We start from the raw sequence: 19,823 nt of genomic DNA, 5'->3' as shown, positions 1-19,823 counted from the left end.
CTACCTCGTTGTATCGGAGCGGCTGGCAGCCGCAGGTCGGCACCGGACTGGTTCTTACGGTGAGGAGGCGGCGGCCGGGCCCGAAGCCTCGCGATGAATCAGGCGACAGCCGTGTTGTCCGCGCCCGCAGTACCGCAACCGAGACCGGACGATAGCAGCATGTCGAACAGGGCTTTATCCCGGCCCTACTGGTCATGCTTCCTCTTGGTTCCACCCGGGGCGTTTTGGCTCTCCGCCTCCGGATCGACGTACAGGGTCTTGCTCCTGGCGTGCAGAACGGTCTGCGTGGTGATCCAGGTGATCACCGAGACGACCAGCGTGAGGGCGAAGACCTGGAGGTCGAAGAGAGTCGTGTTCCTGATGGCCATGATGAGGCCGAGCAGGAGCACCAGCTGGACCGAGTAGACCAGCAGCCCCATGCCCTGGAAAAGATGCGGCATCGACCTGGCGACCCACTGCAACGCCAGCTGTCCGAGTGCCATGAAGAGGATGACCACCACGCAACCCACGACAGCGCCGATCGCTCCCTCGCCGCCGGCGACGAGCCCGCCGACAAGCGTGGCGATGGCTCCCACCGCGGCGGTGGGGGTGGCGATGCGCAGTACTTCGCGCATGTCGGACTGCATGGCGGCAGCTCCACTGGTCTTGGGGAGGAATGGGGCGTCGTCATGGACGAGCGTAGGCCCGGTCCGCGAGGCGGATTTCCGGGTCCGAGGACCGTCTCACTAGGGTCCTTCGGCTCCGTCACCGGGTCTCGTGAACGGTATCACAAACTATTTGATGAGGTCTTTACCTGGAAAGTGTGCCAACTGTCACACATGAGAGTTAATCCGCGCGTGTGTGCACGACAAGACGGCGCAATGTCTGGTAATGCACCGCGGAATCCGAATCGTCAGCGCGAAGAGTCGATCGACCGGCGTTCAGGGAGACGCGAACGAGCGCCGATCGCGGTCGCCCCGTTGACGCCGGACACTCCGACCGTCACCGGAGCCCGTTCGGAGCTCTCCTCGCCCATCTGAGCGTCTTCCGGGGCCTGTTGGGGCCCGGAGGTCGCGGGGGCCGGCTTCTCGTCGTACGAAGGTGAGGAAGCCTGCTCCGGAGCGGGGCGGCGGTAGCGCGGCGGGACGAAGCGGTTGGCCCAGTGCGGAGTACGCGGGGTGAAGCGCGGCATCAGGAGTAGAACCAGGCCTGCCGCGCTCGCCGCCACGATGACGAACACGATCCACGACGACGCCGAGTGGACCGAGTAGCCGACGGTGCCGAAGGCGATCAGAGCCGACCAGAAGTACATGATCAGCACGGCCCGGCTGTGCGAGTGGCCGATCTCCAGCAGGCGGTGGTGCAGGTGGCCGCGGTCGGCGGCGAACGGCGACTGGCCGTTCCAGGTGCGGCGGACGATGGCGAGGATCAGGTCGGCGGCCGGGATCGCGATGATCGTCAGCGGCAGCACCAGCGGGATGAAGACCGGGAGCATCGCATGGGTGGCGCCGCGCTCGCTGCCGTCGAAGAAGATCTGCATGACGTCCGGGTCGACCTGGCCCGTGATCGAGATCGCGCCCGCCGCCAGCACCAGGCCGATCAGCATCGAGCCCGAGTCGCCCATGAAGATCCGCGCCGGATGCATGTTGTGCGGCAGGAAGCCGATGCACATGCCCATCAGGATCGCCGCGAACAGCGTCGCCGGGGAGGCCGCCTCGATTCCGTACCCCATCCAGAGGCGGTAGGCGTACAGGAAGAACGCGGCCGAGGCGATGCACACCATGCCCGCCGCCAGCCCGTCCAGGCCGTCGACGAAGTTGACCGCGTTGATCGTGATGACGACCAGCGCCACCGTGAGCAGCGTGCCCTGCCACTGGGTGAGGGCGACCGTGCCGACACCGGGGATCGGCAGCCACAGGATCGTGAGGCCCTGGATGACCATGACGGCGGCGGCGATCATCTGGCCGCCGAGCTTGATCAGCGCATCGATCTCGAACTTGTCGTCGAGCACGCCGATCAGCCAGATCAGAGCAGCACCCGAGAGCAACGCCCGTGGCTCGTTGGAGAGTTCGAAGACACCCTTCAGGTTGAAGAGGTGGTCGGCGACGATCAGTCCCGCACACAGTCCGCCGAACATGGCGATCCCACCGAGCCGGGGTGTCGGCTCCCGGTGGACGTCGCGCGCTCGGATCGCGGGCATCGCCCCGACCGCGATGGCGAACTTACGCACCGGCCCGGTCAGCAGATAGGTCACCGCTGCCGTGACACAGAGCGTCAGCAGGTAATCACGCACGGGCTGCCCCACAGAATTCGCCGGCCATCCAAAACCCACACCCTAGTCTCAGGAACAAGGACTCCACGGTACGGGTGATGGTTGCACAGGGTTCGTCTGCCCCGGATGCGACGGAGTCCAGACTCCGGATACGGCACGGCCGACCACTCCGCGTACGGAACGGTCCGCAGCCGCGGATACGGAGCGCCGACTACGCCGGCTGCTGCGCGTACGGCGGATTGCGCGCGGCCAGCTCCCGGACCTCCGCCGCGATCGGGCTCACATCGCCCGGCTCCCGTACCGCCGCTCCGAACAGCGCCGCGATCCGCGCCATGTCTCCTTCGTTCATGCCCTGCGTCGTGACGGCCGCGGTCCCCAGCCGGATGCCCCGCGCGTCGCCGTACGGCAGCGCGCAGGTGTCCAGGACCATGCCGGCGGCCGACAGCCGCTCGCGGGCGGTGCGGCCGTCGACGCCGAGCGGGGCCGGGTCCGCGACGATGATGTGGGTGTCCGTGCCGCCGGTCGTCACCTCGAACCCTTCGGCCTCCAGCCCTGCGGCCAGCACCCGGGCGTGCGCGACGACCTGGTGCGCGTACAGCGTGTACGCCGGTGTCTCCGCCTCGCCGAACGCCACCGCCTTCGCCGCCACCGTATGCATCTGCGCACCGCCCTGCGTGAACGGGAACACCGCCCGGTCGATCCGCTCGGCCAGCTCCGCGCCGCACAGGATCATGCCGCCGCGCGGTCCGCGCAGCACCTTGTGCGTGGTGGCGCAGACGACATCGGCGTACGGCACCGGACTCGGCGCCGCGCCCCCGGCGATCAGGCCCATCGGGTGCGCGGCGTCGACGATCAGACACGCGCCGACCTCGTCCGCGATCTCCCGGAACAGCTCGTAGTCCGGGTGGCGCGGATAGGAGATCGAGCCGCAGACGATCGCCTTGGGCCGGCGGGCGCGGGCCAGGGCGCGGAGGCGGGTGTAGTCGATGAGCCCGCTCGAAGCGTCCACTCCGTACCCGACGAAGTCGAACCAGCGGCCGGAGAAGTTGCCGGACGCCCCGTGGGTGAGGTGTCCGCCGTACGGGAGTCCCATCGCGAGCACCGTGTCGCCCGGGCGCAGCAGCGCGGCGTAGGCGGCGAGGACGGCGGAGGAGCCGGAGTGCGGCTGGACGTTGGCGTGTTCGGCGCCGAAGAGGGCGGTGGCCCGGCGGACGGCGATGCGTTCGGCGGCGTCCGCGTGCTCGCAGCCGCCGTGGTGGCGGGCGCCCGGATATCCCTCGGCGTACTTGTTGGCGAGCGGCGAGCCGAGGGCGGCCAGGACCGCGGGCGAGGTGAAGTTCTCGGCGGCGATCAGCTGGAGGCCGGCGGCCTGCCGGTTCCGCTCGGCGAGCAGGACACCGGCGATCTCCGGGTCCTGGCGGAGCAGCGCGCCGAAGTCCTGGGGCAGGTCGTCGGGCGCGGTCGGCGCCGGGACGGGTGCGGGTGCGGCGGGAGAGGTGACCGGCATGGGACGGCTCCGGGCCTGGAGGTGGGTGCGCCGGCGAGGGGCCGGTTCAGCTCCAATGTAGGCCGGTGCGGAGCGGTGTGCCCGCTGTCGGAGCGTCCCGTACGCCGGTCGGCGCACCGGCGTACGAGGAGGAGTGCGTACGGCGGTCGGCGCACCGGCGCGCGGTACGGCGCGCGTACGTCCGTCAGAGCGGGGCGCGTACGCCGGTGAGCGCCGTGACCACCGGGTCGAGCGCCTGGTTGATCTCGTCGCCGATGGAGCGGAAGAAGGTGATGGGCGCGCCGTACGGGTCGTAGACCTCGTCCGCCTCGGCGGTCGGGGCCAGCAGCCAGCCGCGCAGCGCGGCGGCGGCGCGGACCAGGGCGCGGGCGCGCTCGACGACGCCTTCGTCGAGCGGGTCGGGCAGCGTGGCCGGGTCTATCGCGCGGACCAGCCGGGTGAACTCCTTGAGCGTGAAGGTGCGCAGGCCCGCGGAGTGGCCCATGGAGATGACCTGGGCGCGGTGGTCGCGGGTGGCGGTGAGGACCAGGTCGGCGCGGATCACGTGCTCGTCGAGCAGCTCGCGGCCGACGAACCCGGTGGCGTCGGCGCCGAAGTCGGCGAGGACCACCTCGGCGTTGGCCTCCATCGGCGCGCCCTCATGGCCCCAGGTGCCCGCGCTCTCCACGATCAGGCCGCCGCTGAGCGGGTCGCCGAGGCGGTCCATCAGGGCATGGCGGGTCAGCCGCTCGGTGATCGGCGAGCGGCAGACGTTGCCGGTGCTGACGTGGAGGATGCGGAAGGTGTCGGTCCGCCCCGCTATGCCACGCCCCTCGGGCGCGGTCAATTGGCCACCTCGAGGTCGGGGACCACCTTGCGCAGCTCCTCGACGGAGAGCGCGCCGGCCCGTAGAAGGACCGGGACCGTGCCGGTGACGTCGACGATGGAGGACGGCACGATGCCGGGCGTCGGGCCGCCGTCGAGGTAGACGGAGACGGAGTCGCCGAGCATGCCCTGGGCCGCGTCGCAGTCCTCGGGCGAGGGGTGTCCGGTGAGGTTGGCGCTGGAGACGGCCATCGGGCCGACCTCGGTGAGCAGCTCGATGGCGACCGGGTGCAGCGGCATCCGGATGGCGACCGTGCCGCGGGTGTCGCCGAGGTCCCACTGGAGCGAGGGCTGGTGCTTGGCGACCAGGGTCAGCGCGCCGGGCCAGAAGGCGTCGACCAGCTCCCAGGCCTGCTCGGAGAAGTCGGTGACGAGGCCGTGCAGGGTGTTCGGGGAGCCGATGAGGACGGGCGTGGGCATGTTGCGGCCGCGGCCCTTGGCGTCCAGGAGGTCGGCGACGCCTTCGGAGCTGAAGGCGTCCGCACCGATCCCGTAGACGGTGTCGGTGGGCAGCACGACCAGTTCGCCGCGGCGGATCGCGGAGGCGGCCTCGCGCAGCCCCGTGGTCCGGTCGGTGGCGTCGTTGCAGTCGTATCGCCGTGCCATCAGCCGGCCTCCTCGAGCGTGTACGGGTACGGGGTGTGGAGCCGGGGGCCGGTCACGGCATGGCCTTGCGGGCGGTGGCGAAGCGGGGCCGCTTGTTGAGGTCGGGGTGGTCGGCCGCGTCGGCCCAGCCCCGCTCCTCGGTGAAGATCCACGGCACCTGGCCGCCCTGGGTGTCGGCGTGCTCGATGACGACGAGGCCGCCGGGGCGGAGCAGGCGGTGGGCGGTGCGCTCGATGCCTCGGATGGTGTCGAGGCCGTCCTCGCCGGAGAAGAGGGCCATCTCCGGGTCGTGGTCGCGGGCCTCGGGAGCGACGTACTCCCATTCGGTGAGCGGGATGTACGGCGGGTTGGAGATCACCAGGTCGACTTGGCCGTCGAGCTCGGGAAGGGCGCTCAGCGCGTCTCCCTTGTGGACGGTGACCCTGGACCCCTCGGCGTTCTTCCGGGTCCACCTGAGGGCGTCCTCGGAGAGCTCCACGGCGTGTACGCGCGAGCGCGGGACCTCCTGCGCCATGGCGAGCGCGATGGCGCCGGAGCCGGTGCACAGGTCGACGACGACGGGCTCGACGACGTCCATCGCGCGGACGGCGTCTATGGCCCAGCCGACGACCGACTCGGTCTCCGGGCGGGGCACGAAGACGCCGGGTCCGACCTGGAGCTCCAGGTAGCGGAAGAAGGCGCGGCCGGTGATGTGCTGGAGCGGTTCGCGGGCCTCGCGGCGGGCGATCGTCTCCCAGTACCGGGCGTCGAAGTCGGTGTCGGGCACGGCGTGCAGCTCGCCCCGCTTCACGCCGTGGACGTAGGCCGCGAGTTCCTCGGCGTCGAATCGCGGTGAGGGGACACCGGCGTCGGCCAGCCGCTGGGTGGCCTGGGCCACCTCGGCGAGCAGCAGGTTCATCGCGGTTCTCCGTACGGTTTACGGGTGTGCGGGGCGGGCGGGTCGCTTACGCGTTGGCGAGCTTGGCGGCGGAGTCGGCGTCGACGCAAGCCTGGATGACGGCGTCCAGCTCTCCGTCGAGCACCTGGTCCAAGTTGTACGCCTTGAAGCCGACGCGGTGGTCCGAGATGCGGTTTTCCGGGAAGTTGTACGTACGGATCTTCTCGGAGCGGTCGACCGTACGGACCTGGCTGCGGCGCACGTCGGAGGCCTCCTGCTCGGCGGCCTCCTGAGCGGCGGCGAGGAGCCGGGAGCGCAGGATGCGCATGGCCTGCTCCTTGTTCTGGAGCTGGCTCTTCTCGTTCTGGCAGGAGGCGACCACGCCGGTCGGCAGGTGCGTGATGCGGACGGCGGAGTCGGTCGTGTTGACGGACTGGCCGCCGGGGCCGGAGGAGCGGTAGACGTCGATACGGAGGTCGTTGGCGTGGATCTCGACGTCGACCTCCTCGGCCTCCGGGGTGACGAGCACGCCCGCGGCGGAGGTGTGGATGCGGCCCTGGGACTCGGTGGAGGGCACGCGCTGCACGCGGTGCACGCCGCCTTCGTACTTCATCCGGGCCCAGACGCCCTGGCCGGGCTCGGTGGCGCCGTTGCCGCCCTTGGTCTTGACCGCGACCTGGACGTCCTTGTAGCCGCCGAGCTCGGACTCGGTGGAGTCGATGATCTCGGTCTTCCAGCCGATGCGCTCGGCGTAGCGCAGGTACATGCGCAGGAGGTCGCCGGCGAACAGGGCCGACTCGTCGCCGCCCGCGCCCGCTTTGATCTCCAGGAGCACGTCCTTGTCGTCGCTGGGGTCGCGCGGGACGAGGAGGAGGCGGAGCTTCTCGGTGAGCTCTTCGCGCTCCTTCTCCAGCTCCTTGACCTCGGCGGCGAAGTCGGGGTCGTCCGCGGCGTACTCGCGGGCGGTCTCGATGTCCTCGCCGGTCTGCTTCCAGGTCCGGTACGTGGAGACGATCGGGGTCAGCTCCGCGTAGCGCTTGTTCAGCTTGCGCGCGTTGGCCTGGTCGGCGTGGACCGACGGGTCGGCGAGCTTCTTCTCAAGACCGGCGTGTTCACCGATCAGTTCCTCGACCGCCTCGAACATTCGGGGGCTCCTGGTTGGTCTGAAATCTGCGGGCCTGCTGGAGTGCGTGACTGCCCGGTGGGTGTCCGGAAGAGCTCTCCCGTACGGCGGAGGGGCTCTCCACGGACGACCGAGGGCCTCCCTCGGACACCCGACCGGAAAAAACGCCGGTTCCGACGCCCCCGGGAAGAGGGCGCCAGGAACCGGCGCAGTGGCTCGCTACTTGCTGGCGGAGCCGGCAGCCTTGCCGAAGCGGGCCTCGAAGCGGGCCACGCGGCCGCCGGTGTCGAGGATCTTCTGCTTGCCCGTGTAGAACGGGTGGCACTCGGAGCAGACGTCGGCACGGATGGTGCCGTTGTCGATGGTGCTCCGGGTGGTGAACGACGCACCGCAGGTGCAGCTGACCTGCGTCTCGACGTACTCGGGGTGGATCTCGCGCTTCAAGGTGTCTCCTAGTTTCGGGAGGGCGCCGGGTCGTCCGCGCGGATTGCGCGGCCGTGAACCGGGGCCGACGTACCAGTCTGCCAGGACCGGCCGTATCTCCCAAAACCGGGGGCGGGCCGCAGGTATTCCCCGGAGGCCTCAGCGCACCACCTGTCCGGCGTCTCCCTTGTCCCCGGCGGACTTCTGCGTGGCGGAGGCCGGAATCGGCCGGTCCTGCTTCAGCGCCGCCCACACCTGCTTGCCGGCCTCCTCCTGCGGAAGGACCCGGTTCGGGTCGGCCGGGTCGTACTCCACCGGCAGGGTCACCATGTGCACGTTCTCCGCGCCGAGTCCCTTGAGGCCGCCGGCGAAGCCGGTGAGCTTCTTGACCGAGCCGAGGCCGGAGTCGGTGGTGAGCGCCTTGGTGGCGGCGTCCGCGAGGCCGAACAGCTTCTGCGGGCTGGAGAACACGCCGACGCTCTTCGCCTGCTCCATCAGCGCCTTGATGAACGCCTGCTGGAGCTGGATCCGGCCGAGGTCGCTGCCGTCGCCGACGCTCTTGCGGGTACGGACGAGGCCGAGGGACTCCTCGCCGTCCAGGGTGTGGGTGCCGGGCTCCAGGTCGAGGTGGCTCTTGGAGTCGTTGATGGCGGTCCTGGTGGTGATCTCGACGCCGCCGAGCTCGTCGATGAGCTTCTCGAAGCCGGTGAAGTCGACCTCGACGTAATGGTCCATGCGGATGCCGGACATCGATTCGACGGTCTTCACCGCGCAGGCCGGTCCGCCGACCTCGTACGCCGTGTTGAACATGGCCCGGCGCTCGGCGGGGACCGTCTCGTCGGTGGTGTCGCCGGCGCAGGAGGGGCGTTCGATCAGGGTGTCGCGCGGTATCGAGACGACGCTCGCCGACTTGTGGCCCTTGTCGACGTGCAGGACCATCGCCGTGTCCGAGCGGGCGGCGCCCTCGTCGGCGCCGTACTTGCCGTTGTCGCCGGAGCGCGAGTCCGAGCCCAGCACCAGGATGTCCTGCGAGCCGTCGTCCACGTCGTCGGGCCGGTCGTCGCCGAGCTTGGCGTCGATGTCGATGCTGGAGAGGTTGCCGTCGAGCGTGACGTACGCGTATCCGAGCCCGGCACCGCCGACGACCACCACGCCCGCCACCGTCCAGGCCGCGACGGCCTTCGTCCGGTGCCGGCGGGAGGGCTTCTTCCGGCGGGTGCCGGTGCCGCGTATCCGCCCCGGGGCTTTCTTCTGCTCGCTCACGCGTCTCCCTCGTTACGGCGCTCCACCTGCTCCTCACCCCCGGGCCGTGACGGTTCCAGGAGGGTTTGTCATCTCTTGATCAGACGGCGAAGCAGCAAGAAGGGTTGCACAGGGCCCTGTGTGGCCCCGGTGAACGGCGAAGAGCGCGCGGAGGCCGGACGGCGGCTCGCGGTGCGGTGTTCACCTGCGGTTTCGTGGTCCTGGCACGTATCGGCGGAGGCGTCGCGCCAAGAGTCGGCGTGTGGCAAAGGTCTCGGGCGACGCTCTCAGGAAACGCGCTGGGCCCCCGGCACCGTGGTGCCGGGGGCCCAGCGCGTCAACTGCCGTGGCTGCGTCAGTCGTTGCCGTTTCCGCTGCCCGGCGTCGTCTTCTGGATCTGGAGCAGGAACTCCGCGTTGGACTGGGTCTTCTTCATCCGGTCCAGGAGGAGCTCGATCGCCTGCTGCTGGTCGAGCGCGTGCAGCACCCGACGCAGCTTCCAGACGACCGCCAGCTCGTCGGTGCCGAGCAGGATCTCTTCCTTGCGGGTGGAGGACGCGTCCACGTCGACCGCCGGGAAGATGCGCTTGTCCGAGAGCTTCCGGTCGAGCTTGAGCTCCATGTTGCCGGTGCCCTTGAACTCCTCGAAGATCACCTCGTCCATGCGCGAGCCGGTCTCGACGAGCGCGGTGGCCAGGATGGTCAGCGAGCCGCCGTCCTCGATGTTGCGCGCCGCACCGAAGAAGCGCTTCGGCGGGTACAGCGCGGTCGAGTCGACACCACCGGAGAGGATGCGGCCGGAGGCGGGCGCCGCGAGGTTGTACGCGCGGCCCAGACGGGTGATCGAGTCGAGCAGGACGACCACGTCGTGACCCAGCTCCACGAGGCGCTTGGCGCGCTCGATGGCCAGCTCGGCGACGGTGGTGTGGTCCTCGGCGGGACGGTCGAAGGTCGAGGAGATGACCTCGCCCTTCACCGACCGCTGCATGTCGGTGACCTCTTCCGGACGCTCGTCGACCAGGACGACCATCAGGTGGCACTCGGGGCTGTTGACCGTGATCGCGTTGGCGATGGCCTGCAGGATCATGGTCTTACCGGTCTTCGGCGGGGCCACGATGAGGCCGCGCTGCCCCTTGCCGATCGGGGCCACCAGGTCGATGATCCGCGTCGTCAGGATGTTGGAGTCGGTCTCCAGACGGAGCCGGTCCTGCGGGTAGAGCGGCGTCAGCTTCTGGAACTCGGGACGGCCGCGGCCGGACTCCGGCGCCATGCCGTTGACCGAGTCGAGGCGGACCAGCGCGTTGAACTTCTCGCGCCGCTCGCCGTCCTTGGGCTGGCGCACCGCACCGGTGACGTGGTCACCCTTGCGCAGGCCGTTCTTACGGACCTGGGCGAGCGAGACGTACACGTCGTTCGGGCCCGGCAGGTAGCCGGAGGTCCGGATGAACGCGTAGTTGTCGAGGATGTCCAGGATGCCCGCGACCGGGATCAGGACGTCGTCGTCGGCCACCTGCACATCGCCGGCGAAGTCGTCGCGGCCACGGCGGCCACGGCGGTCGCGGTAGCGGCCGCGGCGGCCGCGGCGGCCGCCCGCCTCGTCGTCGAAGTCGTCCTGCGGACCGTTGTCACGGTTCTGCTGGCCCTGACCGCCCTGACCGCCCTGGCTCTGCCCCTGGCGCTGCGGACGCTGTCCGCCGCCGCCCTGCTGGCCCTGGTCGTCGCCCTTGCCCCGGCGGTCACGCTGGCGCTCACGGCGCTCACCGCGCTCGCCCCGGTCACCGCGCTCGCGGTCACCACGGCCCTGGCGGTCGCCACGGCGGCCCTCGGCGGTGTCGGCGGCGGCCTCGGCCTTCGCGTCGCCCTTGGGCTCGGCGCGCTCCTCGGTCTTCTGTTCGGCCTGCGGCTCCGCCGTGACCTCGGCCTTCGCCTCGGTCTTGGTGTCGGGGCTGCCCGCCTGCGCGGTGGCGCGGCGGCGACGGCGCTCGCCCGTGGGCTGCTCGTCGCTGGCCGGCTGGCCGGGGATGTCGATCTGCTGCTGGGCCGCCTTCTCGGCGGCGGCGGCCTCGTCCCCGGTGCGCGCCTTGGAGGTGGCACGCCGCTTGGGCTTGCTCTCCGCCGTCTCGGCGGGGGCCTCGGCGGCCTTGGAGGAGGCCTTGGGAGCGGCGGATCCGCCGCCGGCCTGCGCCTCCTTGATGACCTCGATCAGCTGGCTCTTGCGCATCCGCGCGGTACCCCTGATGCCGAGGCCGGACGCGACCTGCTGCAGCTCGGCCAGGACCATGCCGTCGAGGCCGGTGCCGGAGCGGCGGCGCCGTGCGGTGGTGCCAGAGGCAGCACCTTCGGCGGGCGCGGCGCTGTCGACGTTCTTGTCGGCAGTCACGCCCATCAGATCGGTGGTGTCGCTCACGAAGGGTCCTTCCCTGGAGCGGACGTCGGCCTTCTGGCTCGGCGACCGGTTGTGCTGTCCGACTGCGGTCTGTTGATCTTGCTGGATCGCGGACCTTGCCGGGGCGGTGGTCCGCCGGGTACGGCGGAGAGATGAACGTGCGGGGTCCGGCGCGAGATCCCCCTGCTCGGCCCACTCCTGGACGAGCGAGGGGTGTCGTGCCGGTTCCGGAGCGTGCTCGAAACTGCTCAGGCAGGCTGCTCAGGCAGTTGGGGAGGCTCCCGGAAGAATGGTGGTCCCGGAGGGGGACACGAAGCAACGCGCCTCAAAGACGTCGGTTGCAGACTTGAGGTTAACACTACCGGCTCCAACAAACATTCCCCCTCTCGGCCACCGGTAATCACCTGCGGTTACGCGGCCAGTGGCAGCACGGTGGCGCCCGTGGCGTCGAGCGCGAGCCGGTTGGCGGCCCAGCCCTCGCCCGCCAGCCGGGCGACCTTGTCGGCGGAACCCTCCTCCGCCAGCGCGAGCACCGTGGGGCCCGCGCCGGAGATGACCGCGGGCACGCCGTCGGCGCGCAGCCGGTGCACCAGCTCGACGCTCTCGGGCATCGCGGGGCCCCGGTACTCCTGGTGGATCCGGTCCTCGGTGGCGGCGAGCAGGAACTCGGGACGCCGGGTCAGCGCCTCGACGAGCAGAGCCGCGCGGCCCGCGTTGAGGGCCGCGTCGACGTGCGGGACGGTGCGCGGGAGCAGGCCGCGCGCCGTCTCGGTGAGCACGGGCCGGCCGGGCACGAAGACCACCGGAACGACGGACTCCGCGGGGTCCATCCGGATCGCGCGGGCCGCTCCGCCGTCCATCCACGCGAGGGTGAACCCGCCGAGCAGACAGGCCGCGACGTTGTCGGGGTGGCCCTCGATCTCGGTGGCCAGCTCCAGCAGGGCCTCGTCGTCGAGCCGGGCGTCGCCGCCGGTCGTGACGGCGCGGGCGGCGACGATTCCGGCGCAGATGGCGGCGGAGGAGGAGCCGAGGCCACGGCCGTGCGGGATCCGGTTGGCGCAGACGATCTCCAGGCCGCGGGGCTGGCCGCCGAGCAGGTCGAAGGCGGTGCGCATCGAGCGTACGAGCAGGTGGCTCTCGTCCCGGGGCAGCGTCTCACCGCCCTCACCCGCGATGTCGATGTGGAGCCCGGAGTCGGCGACCCGGACGACGACGTCGTCGTACAGCCCCAGCGAGAGGCCGAGGGCGTCGAAACCCGGACCCAGATTGGCACTGGTTGCGGGGACGCGCACCCTGACGGCGGCGGCTCGGAACGCGGGACCGGCCATCGGCTGGACGACTCCTTGTAAGGCGGCGGGGATTGCGGTGCGGTGGATCTGCGGCGGTGGGGATGGATGTACGGGGATGGGGCCGGTGGCCCGGCCCGTACGCGCCGTCACGACGGCGATCGCGCCGCGACAGAGCCGTCGGGCGGATGTCGGGCGGATGGGGTACAGCTTATCGAAGGAAGGTTCTGTCGCGACATAGGGCGCACAGGAGGCGCACGATGCGTGTCGCCCGCCTCCTATGCGCTCTCCGCCCCGATAAGTGGGCGGTTGAGCTGGGTTGTCTCGTGTTGACCCCGGCTCCGGGCCTCAGGTCAGACGAGGCCGAGCTTCTGTGCGGCGGTGGCCGCGTCGACCGGTACGGTGACCGGCTGCGGTGCGCCCGCGACGGCCCAGTCCGGGTCCTTGAGGCCGTTGCCGGTGACCGTGCAGACGATGCGCTGGCCCGGGTCGACCTTGCCCTCCTCGGCCGCCTTGAGCAGACCGGCGACCGACGCGGCCGACGCGGGTTCCACGAAGACCCCTTCCTGCGAGGCCAACAGCCGGTAGGCGGACAGGATCTGGCGGTCCGTCACCTCGTCGATGAAGCCGCCCGACTCGTCCCGCGCGGCCAGCGCGAAGTCCCAGGAGGCCGGGTTGCCGATGCGGATCGCGGTGGCGATGGTGGACGGGTCCTTGACGACCTCGCCGCGCACGATGGGCGCCGAACCGGAGGCCTGGAAGCCCCACATGCGCGGGGTGTGCGTGGCGACGCCGTCGCCGGCGTACTCGCCGTACCCCTTCCAGTACGCGGTGATGTTGCCCGCGTTGCCGACCGGCAGGACGTGGATGTCGGGAGCGTCGCCGAGCGCGTCGACGATCTCGAACGCGGCGGTCTTCTGGCCCTCGATACGGACCGGGTTGACCGAATTGACCAGCGCCACCGGGTAGTTGTCCGAGAGCGAGCGGGCCAGCGTCAGGCAGTCGTCGAAGTTGCCGTCGACCTGGAGGATCTTGGCGCCGTGGACGAGCGCCTGGCCCATCTTGCCGAGCGCGATCTTGCCCTGCGGTACGAGGACGGCGCAGACCATCCCGGCGCGCACCGCGTACGCGGCGGCGGAGGCCGAGGTGTTGCCGGTGGAGGCGCAGATGACGGCCTTCGCGCCTTCCTCCTTGGCCCGGGTGATGGCCATGGTCATGCCTCGGTCCTTGAACGAACCGGTGGGGTTGGCGCCCTCGACCTTGAGGTGCACCTCGCAGCCCGTGCGCTCGGAGAGGACCTGCGCCGGAACGAGCGGCGTACCGCCCTCACGAAGCGTGACGACCGGCGTCGTGGCCGTGACCGGAAGCCGGTCCCGGTACTCCTCGATGATGCCGCGCCACTGGTGGGTGCCCTTGCTGGTCATGGGTCCTTCACTCCCCTTCAACACGCATGATGCTGGCGACACCGCGCACGGTGTCGAGCTTGCGCAGCGCTTCGACGGTCCCGGAGAGGGCGGCGTCGGGCGCGCGGTGGGTGACGACGACGAGGGACGCCTCGCCGCCTCCGTCTGGACGTCCTTGCTGGCGGACGGTATCGATCGATACGCCCTGCTCGGCGAAGACCGTTGCCACCTGGGCGAGTACACCCGGCTTGTCGGCCACGTCGAGGCTGATGTGGTAGCGCGTGACGACCTCGCCCATGGGGCTGACCGGCAGGCGCGTGTAGGCGGACTCACCGGGTCCGGTGGCCTCGCCCAGTTTGTTGCGGCAGACCGCGACCAGGTCGCCGAGGACCGCTGACGCGGTCGGCGAGCCGCCGGCGCCGGGGCCGTAGAACATCAGCTGTCCGGCCGCCTCGGCCTCGATGAACACCGCGTTGTACGCCTCGCGGACGGAGGCCAGCGGGTGGCTGAGCGGGATCATCGCCGGGTGGACGCGGGCGGTGACGGACCGGCCGTCGGCGGCGCGCTCGCAGATGGCGAGGAGCTTGACCGTGCAGCCCATGCGGCGGGCGGAGGCGATGTCGGCGGCGGTGACCTCGGTGATGCCCTCGCGGTGCACGTCACCGATCTTCACGCGGGTGTGGAAGGCGATCCCGGCGAGGATCGCGGCCTTGGCGGCGGCGTCGAAGCCCTCGACGTCGGCGGTCGGGTCGGCCTCGGCGTACCCGAGGGCGGTGGCCTCGTCGAGCGCCTCGGAGTAGCCGGCGCCGCTGGTGTCCATCTTGTCGAGGATGAAGTTGGTCGTGCCGTTGACGATGCCGAGCACCCGGTTGACCTTGTCGCCGGCGAGCGACTCGCGCAGCGGCCGTACCAGCGGGATGGCACCCGCGACGGCGGCCTCGTAGTACAGATCACGGCCGTACTTCTCGGCGGCGGCGTGCAGGGCCGCGCCGTCCTCGGCGAGCAGCGCCTTGTTGGCGGAGACGACGCTCGCGCCGTTCTCGAAGGCGGTGGTGATGAGCGTACGGGCCGGCTCGATGCCGCCGATGACCTCGATCACGACGTCGATGTCGCCACGCTGCACGAGCGCGGTGGCGTCGGTGGTGACCAGTGCGGGGTCGATGCCCTCGCGCACCTTCGCGGGGCGGCGGACGGCGACGCCGACGAGTTCCACGGGTGCGCCGATGCGCGCCGTGAGGTCGTCGGCGTGCGTCGTCATGATGCGCGCCACCTCTGAGCCGACCACTCCACAGCCCAGCAGCGCCACCTTCAGCGGACGCGTACGCATCATCCGACCTCGTTTCTCATACCTGGACCCTGCTCATGTGTGGACCAGTCTCACTCACCGGACGGGCGTTTCTGACCCCCGTCCGGATCCTGAGATGACTATTTCATCAGCCGACATCGAGACGCAGGAGATCTTCCTCCGTCTCGCGCCGGACGATGACGCGCGCCTCACCGTCCCGGACGGCGACGACCGGAGGGCGCAGGGCGTGGTTGTAGTTGCTCGCCATCGAGCGGCAGTACGCGCCGGTGGCGGGGACCGCGATCAGGTCTCCGGGCGCCAGGTCGGCCGGGAGGAACGCGTCCTTGACCACGATGTCCCCGCTCTCGCAGTGCTTGCCGACGACCCGGACGAGCATCGGCACGGCGTCCGAGGTGCGCGAGACGAGCGCCACGCTGTACTCGGCGTCGTACAGCGCGGTACGAATATTGTCCGACATTCCGCCGTCGACACTGACATACGTACGCAGCCCTTCGAGGGGCTTGATCGTGCCGACCTCGTACAGCGTGAACGCGGTGGGGCCGACGATGGCGCGGCCGGGCTCGACGGAGATGCGCGGCGTGCGCAGCTTCGCGGCCTCGCACTCGCGGGTGACGATGTCGCTGAGCGCCTTGGCGATCTCGTGCGGCTCGCGAGGGTCGTCGTCCGAGGTGTACGCGATGCCGAGGCCGCCGCCGAGGTCGATCTCGGGCAGCTCGACGCCGTGCTCGTCGCGGACCTCGGCGAGCAGCTGCACGACGCGCCGGGCGGAGACCTCGAAGCCGGCCATGTCGAAGATCTGCGAGCCGATGTGCGAGTGGACGCCGATGAGTTCGAGCCCGTCGAGCGAGAGGGCCCGGCGCACGGCTTCGGCGGCCTGGCCGTCGGCGAGCGCGATGCCGAACTTCTGGTCCTCGTGCGCGGTGGCGATGAACTCGTGGGTGTGCGCCTCGACGCCGACGGTGACCCGGATCTGGACGCGCTGGCGGACGCCGTGGCGCTGGGCGATGTGGGCGACGCGGACGATCTCCTGGAACGAGTCGAGCACGATGCGCCCGACGCCGGCCGCGACGGCCCGCTCGATCTCGGCGACGGTCTTGTTGTTGCCGTGGAAGGCGATGCGCTCGGCGGGCATGCCGGCGTCGAGCGCGGTGGTCAGCTCGCCGCCGGAGCACACATCGAGATTCAGCCCCTCCTCCTTGAGCCAGCGCACGACGGCGCGGGAGAGGAAGGCCTTGCCGGCGTAGAAGACATCGGCGTCCGGCCCGAAGGCGTCGGCCCAGGCTCGGCAGCGGGCGCGGAAGTCACTCTCGTCGAGGAAGTAGGCGGGGGTCCCGAACTCCTCGGCGAGCCGGGCGACGGCGATCCCGCCGACGGTGAGGGCGCCGTCCGCGTCGCGGGTGACGGTACGGGACCAGACCTTCTCGTCCAGGACGTTGAGGTCGGCGGCGGGGGCGGAGTAGTGCCCCTCGGTCAGGACGTCGGCGTGACGGGGACCGGCGGGGTGTGCGGAGCGGCTCATGGTGAGGTCTCTCGGATTCGTCTTCGTCAGAGGTGTTCGGGCGCGCTGATACCGAGCAGGGACAGGCCGCCTGCCAGCACCGTCCCGGCGGCTTCGGCGAGAGCCAGCCGGGAGCGGTGGGCGGCCGAGGGTTTCTCGTCGCCGGAGGGCAGCGGCGGACAACTGTCGTGGAAGTCGAAGAACGCGTGCGCGACGGCTTCCAGCTGCCGGGCGACCCGGTCGGGCGCACGGTGACGGGCCGCGGCGAGGAGGACGCCGGGGTGGTCGGCGAGGAGGACGAGGAGCGGGCGAGCCGCGTCTTCGTACGGAGCCGCATCGGGGGCGGACGTGAACCCGAGGGCGGCGGCGCCGCGGGTGAGGGCGCGGGTCCTGGCGTAGGCGTACCGGACCCGGAAGAGCGGGTTGGCCTGGCCTTGGACGAGCAGGTCGTCGCCGAGCGGCGCGCGGTCGTGCGAGGCGGGCCGCAGCAGCCCCCAGCGGACGGCGTCCGCGCCGAGTCGTTCCAGCAGCTCGGCGGCGGTGGCGTGGGCGGGCATGGCCCGGATCACGGTGACGGCGGCCGGAGTCGTCCCGTACGCATCCACCGTGACACCGAGGCGGCTCCACTCGACGTCGCCCGGCCCCTCCTCGCAGCCGACCCGGACCCGGGCGCCTTGGGCGGCGAGGAGCCGGCGTACGGCATCGGCGGCGACGGCCGCGCGCACTTCGGGCGCGTGATGGAGCCGGACCTCCTCGTCCCGGAGCGCGTCCCCGTGCCCGTATGCGCTTCCCTGCTCCCGTACGGCGTCGAGCACGGCCCGATCGCCGGTGGCCGGGGCATCCAGGGTGAAGCTCAGGAAGCCGGGCCCGGTGACCTCGACCCGCCCGATGCCGGGCTCGGCGGCGACCCGTTCGCGCAGGATGCGGGCGACCTCCAGGGCCGGCAGCCCGGCGTCCCCGGCGAGCTGGAGCGCGACCGCACAGGCGTAGTCGCCGCTGCCGCCGGGCCGGGTCCTCTCCACCCGCACGCGCGCGGGCACGGAGGCGCGCAGCGCATCCTCGTCGACCGCGCGGCGCACGGCGTGCAGCACGGTCCGGGAGAGCTCGGCGGGGGTCACGGGACAAGCGTATGGGAGGAGGAGGGGCACTCCGCGACCCGGTTTCGCCATGCGGTCAGGTGGGCCCGCGTCACCGCGTGCCGGGGGGGGGTCGGTCGGCCGGTGGTGGTCTGCGTGCGCCGGGCCGGTCGGCCGGTGGTGGTCCGCGTGCGCCGAAGCCGGTTCAGCGGTGATGGCGCGCGCCCGCCTCAGCCGGTGGTGGAGGCCCCGTAGCTCAGCCGGTGGTGGAACCGGCCCGTCCGGCGCCGCTCCGCCCGTCGACCGGCGGCCGCTCCTCCCCCGCGGCCAGCCGGTGCACCATCCGCACCAGCTCGCTCGGCTCGAACGGCTTCGCCAGGAACGCGTCGACCCCGGCCGAGACGCCCGCTTCCACCTCGTACGGGCTGCAAGCGCTGATGACGGCGATCGGCAGATGGCGGGTCCGGGGGTCGGAGCGCAGGCCGGACGCGGTCTCCAGGCCGCCGAGGCGCGGCATCACGACATCGAGGGTGATCACATCGGGACGGATCCGGTGGACCATGTCCAGGCACTCGACACCATCGGCCGCGGTCACGACCTCGAAGCCCTCCAGCTCGAGATTGACCCTGATCAGCTGCCGGATGACCTTGTTGTCGTCGACAACAAGCACGCGGCCGTACGCCCCTGACACCCTTCGAGAGTAGGTCGGCCCCGGTGACCGCGTCCGGCGTTTGACCACTTCCGCCCCGGACGGGGGACGGGCTGACGCGACGGAATACCTGTTCACGGAGACCCTTCGGGAGCTGGTAGTGTTTCACCCGTCGCAGAGCAACACCGCGATACGCCCCCGTAGCTCAGGGGATAGAGCATCGGCCTCCGGAGCCGGGTGCGCAGGTTCGAATCCTGCCGGGGGCACTTCGCAGGAAGTGCCGACAAGACCCCGCCACCAGCGTTCACGCCGGCAGCGGGGTCTTCGCGTATCCGGAGGCGGCTACGGCGGTCAGCGGTGCCCGCACAACGCCCGGTGATAGCGGATGTGGTCCTGCTCGATGACGTGGTCGGCATGGAGCTTGAGCTCGTACTCCACGGCACCTGTCGAATTCCTCCGCACCGTCCAGTCCTCCTCGATGTAGATGGCGAACCTGTCGAACTCGACGTGATGGTTGGGGCACAGGCACAGCAGGTTGGACAGCTGATCGGGGCCGAGGTGGGGCCCGCCGAGCCCGCGGATGTGAGCCGCCTCGCTGTAGTGGCTGTCCATCGTCTCGACGCGGGCTCCGCACACCTGGCACGCGTCGTCGTACAGCTCCTTTATGTGCCGGACGAGCCGCGTGTCCCGGTCGGGCCGGAACGAGGTCTGCCTGCTGCGAGACACGCTCCCTTCACGGCCGGCAAGCTCACCGCTCGCACTGGCGTATCCCGCGAGACCGACGCGCTCCAGCAGGGCCGCCCGATCGACATCGGGGAGGTACCGGGAACAGATCAGGCCGATGGCTTCGGCGCGTGCCAGCGAGCGGCGGAGCACCTTCGCCGCCTCCTTGCCGAAGCCGGCCCTCGCCCCTGCGGCGGTCAGCTGGGACGGGGTCGGCGTACTCCCCCGCGTATCGATTCCCTCCACGTCCCAGAGGCCGCTGCTGCGCAGGTGCCAGAAGGGGTACTGGGGCGTGACCCGCGAGTCGGGGAGTCCGAAGTCCCGCAGCAGCGGCCCGACCTCCTCGCGGAACGTCTGCCACCCGACCAGGTGGTCCCGCGTGTCTTCCTGCTCGGCGGCCAGGCGGCCGATGGCCCAGAGGAGGGTGATGGGCTTGTGGCGTGACGGTCGCCGGTCCTTGATGTGGGTCTGCAGATTCCTCAGCGCACCGAGCACGTCTTCTTCGCCGCTGTTCGTCGTCACGACCATCAGGCTAGCCACAGGCGCTGACGACCAGCTCAGGCCCTCGTCCGTCACCCGAACGAGTGGCATGCCCTTCTGGCA

At 70.9% G+C, this 19,823-nt stretch carries 17 protein-coding genes and 1 tRNA gene; 1 reads left to right on the top strand and 17 read right to left on the bottom strand.

The window, feature by feature from the left end:
• Positions 1 to 185: 185 nt before the first annotated feature.
• The 16 genes from ABZ267_RS03300 to ABZ267_RS03225 all read right to left on the bottom strand — a co-directional run bounded on the left by ABZ267_RS03300 (position 186) and on the right by ABZ267_RS03225 (position 18,539).
• Entirely contained in the window at positions 186 to 626 is a 441-nt protein-coding gene (locus ABZ267_RS03300; protein WP_356748018.1) for a hypothetical protein, read from the bottom strand.
• Positions 627 to 892: 266 nt separating this feature from the next.
• Complete coding sequence (locus tag ABZ267_RS03295; RefSeq protein ID WP_356748016.1) at positions 893 to 2,284, bottom strand: MraY family glycosyltransferase; 1,392 nt, start codon at positions 2,282 to 2,284, stop codon at positions 893 to 895.
• Positions 2,285 to 2,462: 178 nt separating this feature from the next.
• Positions 2,463 to 3,758, bottom strand: coding sequence for a serine hydroxymethyltransferase (gene glyA, locus ABZ267_RS03290; RefSeq protein ID WP_356748014.1), 1,296 nt, complete (start codon positions 3,756 to 3,758; stop codon positions 2,463 to 2,465).
• A gap of 184 nt (positions 3,759 to 3,942) precedes the next feature.
• Positions 3,943 to 4,584 carry a protein-tyrosine-phosphatase gene (locus ABZ267_RS03285; protein ID WP_356748012.1) on the bottom strand — a complete coding sequence of 214 codons (642 nt, stop codon included), beginning with the start codon at positions 4,582 to 4,584 and terminating at the stop codon, positions 3,943 to 3,945.
• Entirely contained in the window at positions 4,581 to 5,228 is a 648-nt protein-coding gene (locus ABZ267_RS03280) for an L-threonylcarbamoyladenylate synthase (protein WP_356748009.1), read from the bottom strand. The genes ABZ267_RS03285 and ABZ267_RS03280 overlap by 4 nt, the downstream gene beginning before the upstream one ends.
• Positions 5,229 to 5,280: 52 nt before the next feature.
• Positions 5,281 to 6,126: a peptide chain release factor N(5)-glutamine methyltransferase gene (prmC, locus tag ABZ267_RS03275; protein WP_356748006.1), complete on the bottom strand. Its 846-nt coding sequence runs from the start codon at positions 6,124 to 6,126 to the stop codon at positions 5,281 to 5,283.
• A 46-nt stretch (positions 6,127 to 6,172) separates the two neighbouring features.
• Positions 6,173 to 7,249: a peptide chain release factor 1 gene (gene prfA / locus ABZ267_RS03270; protein WP_356748004.1), complete on the bottom strand. Its 1,077-nt coding sequence runs from the start codon at positions 7,247 to 7,249 to the stop codon at positions 6,173 to 6,175.
• A 198-nt stretch (positions 7,250 to 7,447) separates the two neighbouring features.
• On the bottom strand, positions 7,448 to 7,672 hold the full coding sequence (gene rpmE, locus ABZ267_RS03265; RefSeq protein WP_356748002.1) for a 50S ribosomal protein L31: 225 nt from the start codon (positions 7,670 to 7,672) through the stop codon (positions 7,448 to 7,450).
• A 138-nt stretch (positions 7,673 to 7,810) separates the two neighbouring features.
• On the bottom strand, positions 7,811 to 8,914 hold the full coding sequence (locus ABZ267_RS03260) for an LCP family protein (protein WP_356748000.1): 1,104 nt from the start codon (positions 8,912 to 8,914) through the stop codon (positions 7,811 to 7,813).
• A 334-nt stretch (positions 8,915 to 9,248) separates the two neighbouring features.
• Positions 9,249 to 11,300 (bottom strand): transcription termination factor Rho, encoded by a 2,052-nt coding sequence (gene rho, locus ABZ267_RS03255; RefSeq protein WP_356747998.1) that lies wholly within the window; start codon positions 11,298 to 11,300, stop codon positions 9,249 to 9,251.
• Between the two features lie 389 nt (positions 11,301 to 11,689).
• The gene (thrB, locus tag ABZ267_RS03250) at positions 11,690 to 12,607 is read right to left on the bottom strand and encodes a homoserine kinase (RefSeq protein ID WP_356747996.1); all 918 of its coding nucleotides are present in this window, start codon (positions 12,605 to 12,607) and stop codon (positions 11,690 to 11,692) included.
• A 311-nt stretch (positions 12,608 to 12,918) separates the two neighbouring features.
• Positions 12,919 to 13,989 (bottom strand): threonine synthase, encoded by a 1,071-nt coding sequence (gene thrC / locus ABZ267_RS03245; RefSeq protein WP_356747994.1) that lies wholly within the window; start codon positions 13,987 to 13,989, stop codon positions 12,919 to 12,921.
• Between the two features lie 7 nt (positions 13,990 to 13,996).
• Positions 13,997 to 15,298, bottom strand: coding sequence for a homoserine dehydrogenase (locus ABZ267_RS03240; protein WP_356747993.1), 1,302 nt, complete (start codon positions 15,296 to 15,298; stop codon positions 13,997 to 13,999).
• 103 nt (positions 15,299 to 15,401) lie between these two features.
• Positions 15,402 to 16,793 (bottom strand): diaminopimelate decarboxylase, encoded by a 1,392-nt coding sequence (lysA, locus tag ABZ267_RS03235; RefSeq protein ID WP_356747991.1) that lies wholly within the window; start codon positions 16,791 to 16,793, stop codon positions 15,402 to 15,404.
• Between the two features lie 26 nt (positions 16,794 to 16,819).
• Positions 16,820 to 17,890: an ArgS-related anticodon-binding protein NrtL gene (nrtL, locus tag ABZ267_RS03230; protein WP_356747990.1), complete on the bottom strand. Its 1,071-nt coding sequence runs from the start codon at positions 17,888 to 17,890 to the stop codon at positions 16,820 to 16,822.
• A gap of 214 nt (positions 17,891 to 18,104) precedes the next feature.
• A complete protein-coding gene (locus ABZ267_RS03225; protein ID WP_356747988.1) occupies positions 18,105 to 18,539 on the bottom strand; it encodes a response regulator in 435 nt (144 codons plus the stop codon).
• 152 nt (positions 18,540 to 18,691) lie between these two features.
• Here ABZ267_RS03225 and ABZ267_RS03220 point away from each other — a divergent pair.
• A tRNA-Arg gene (locus ABZ267_RS03220) sits at positions 18,692 to 18,763 on the top strand.
• A gap of 85 nt (positions 18,764 to 18,848) precedes the next feature.
• Here ABZ267_RS03220 and ABZ267_RS03215 read toward each other — a convergent pair.
• Entirely contained in the window at positions 18,849 to 19,742 is an 894-nt protein-coding gene (locus ABZ267_RS03215) for an HNH endonuclease (RefSeq protein ID WP_356747986.1), read from the bottom strand.
• Between the last annotated feature and the right edge of the window lie 81 nt (positions 19,743 to 19,823).

Source organism: Streptomyces sp. NPDC006174 (genome assembly GCF_040614075.1).
In the GTDB taxonomy this organism is placed as follows: domain Bacteria; phylum Actinomycetota; class Actinomycetes; order Streptomycetales; family Streptomycetaceae; genus Streptomyces.
This window is presented reverse-complemented; position numbering and strand designations above follow the sequence as displayed.

Coding starts and splice junctions, on each gene's coding strand:
- ABZ267_RS03300 (WP_356748018.1), bottom strand. CDS start 626: ATGCAGTCCGACATGCGCGAAGTACTGCGCATCGCCACCCCCACCGCC.
- glyA (WP_356748014.1), bottom strand. CDS start 3,758: ATGCCGGTCACCTCTCCCGCCGCACCCGCACCCGTCCCGGCGCCGACC.
- ABZ267_RS03280 (WP_356748009.1), bottom strand. CDS start 5,228: ATGGCACGGCGATACGACTGCAACGACGCCACCGACCGGACCACGGGG.
- prmC (WP_356748006.1), bottom strand. CDS start 6,126: ATGAACCTGCTGCTCGCCGAGGTGGCCCAGGCCACCCAGCGGCTGGCC.
- prfA (WP_356748004.1), bottom strand. CDS start 7,249: ATGTTCGAGGCGGTCGAGGAACTGATCGGTGAACACGCCGGTCTTGAG.
- thrB (WP_356747996.1), bottom strand. CDS start 12,607: ATGGCCGGTCCCGCGTTCCGAGCCGCCGCCGTCAGGGTGCGCGTCCCC.
- thrC (WP_356747994.1), bottom strand. CDS start 13,989: ATGACCAGCAAGGGCACCCACCAGTGGCGCGGCATCATCGAGGAGTAC.
- ABZ267_RS03240 (WP_356747993.1), bottom strand. CDS start 15,298: ATGATGCGTACGCGTCCGCTGAAGGTGGCGCTGCTGGGCTGTGGAGTG.
- lysA (WP_356747991.1), bottom strand. CDS start 16,793: ATGAGCCGCTCCGCACACCCCGCCGGTCCCCGTCACGCCGACGTCCTG.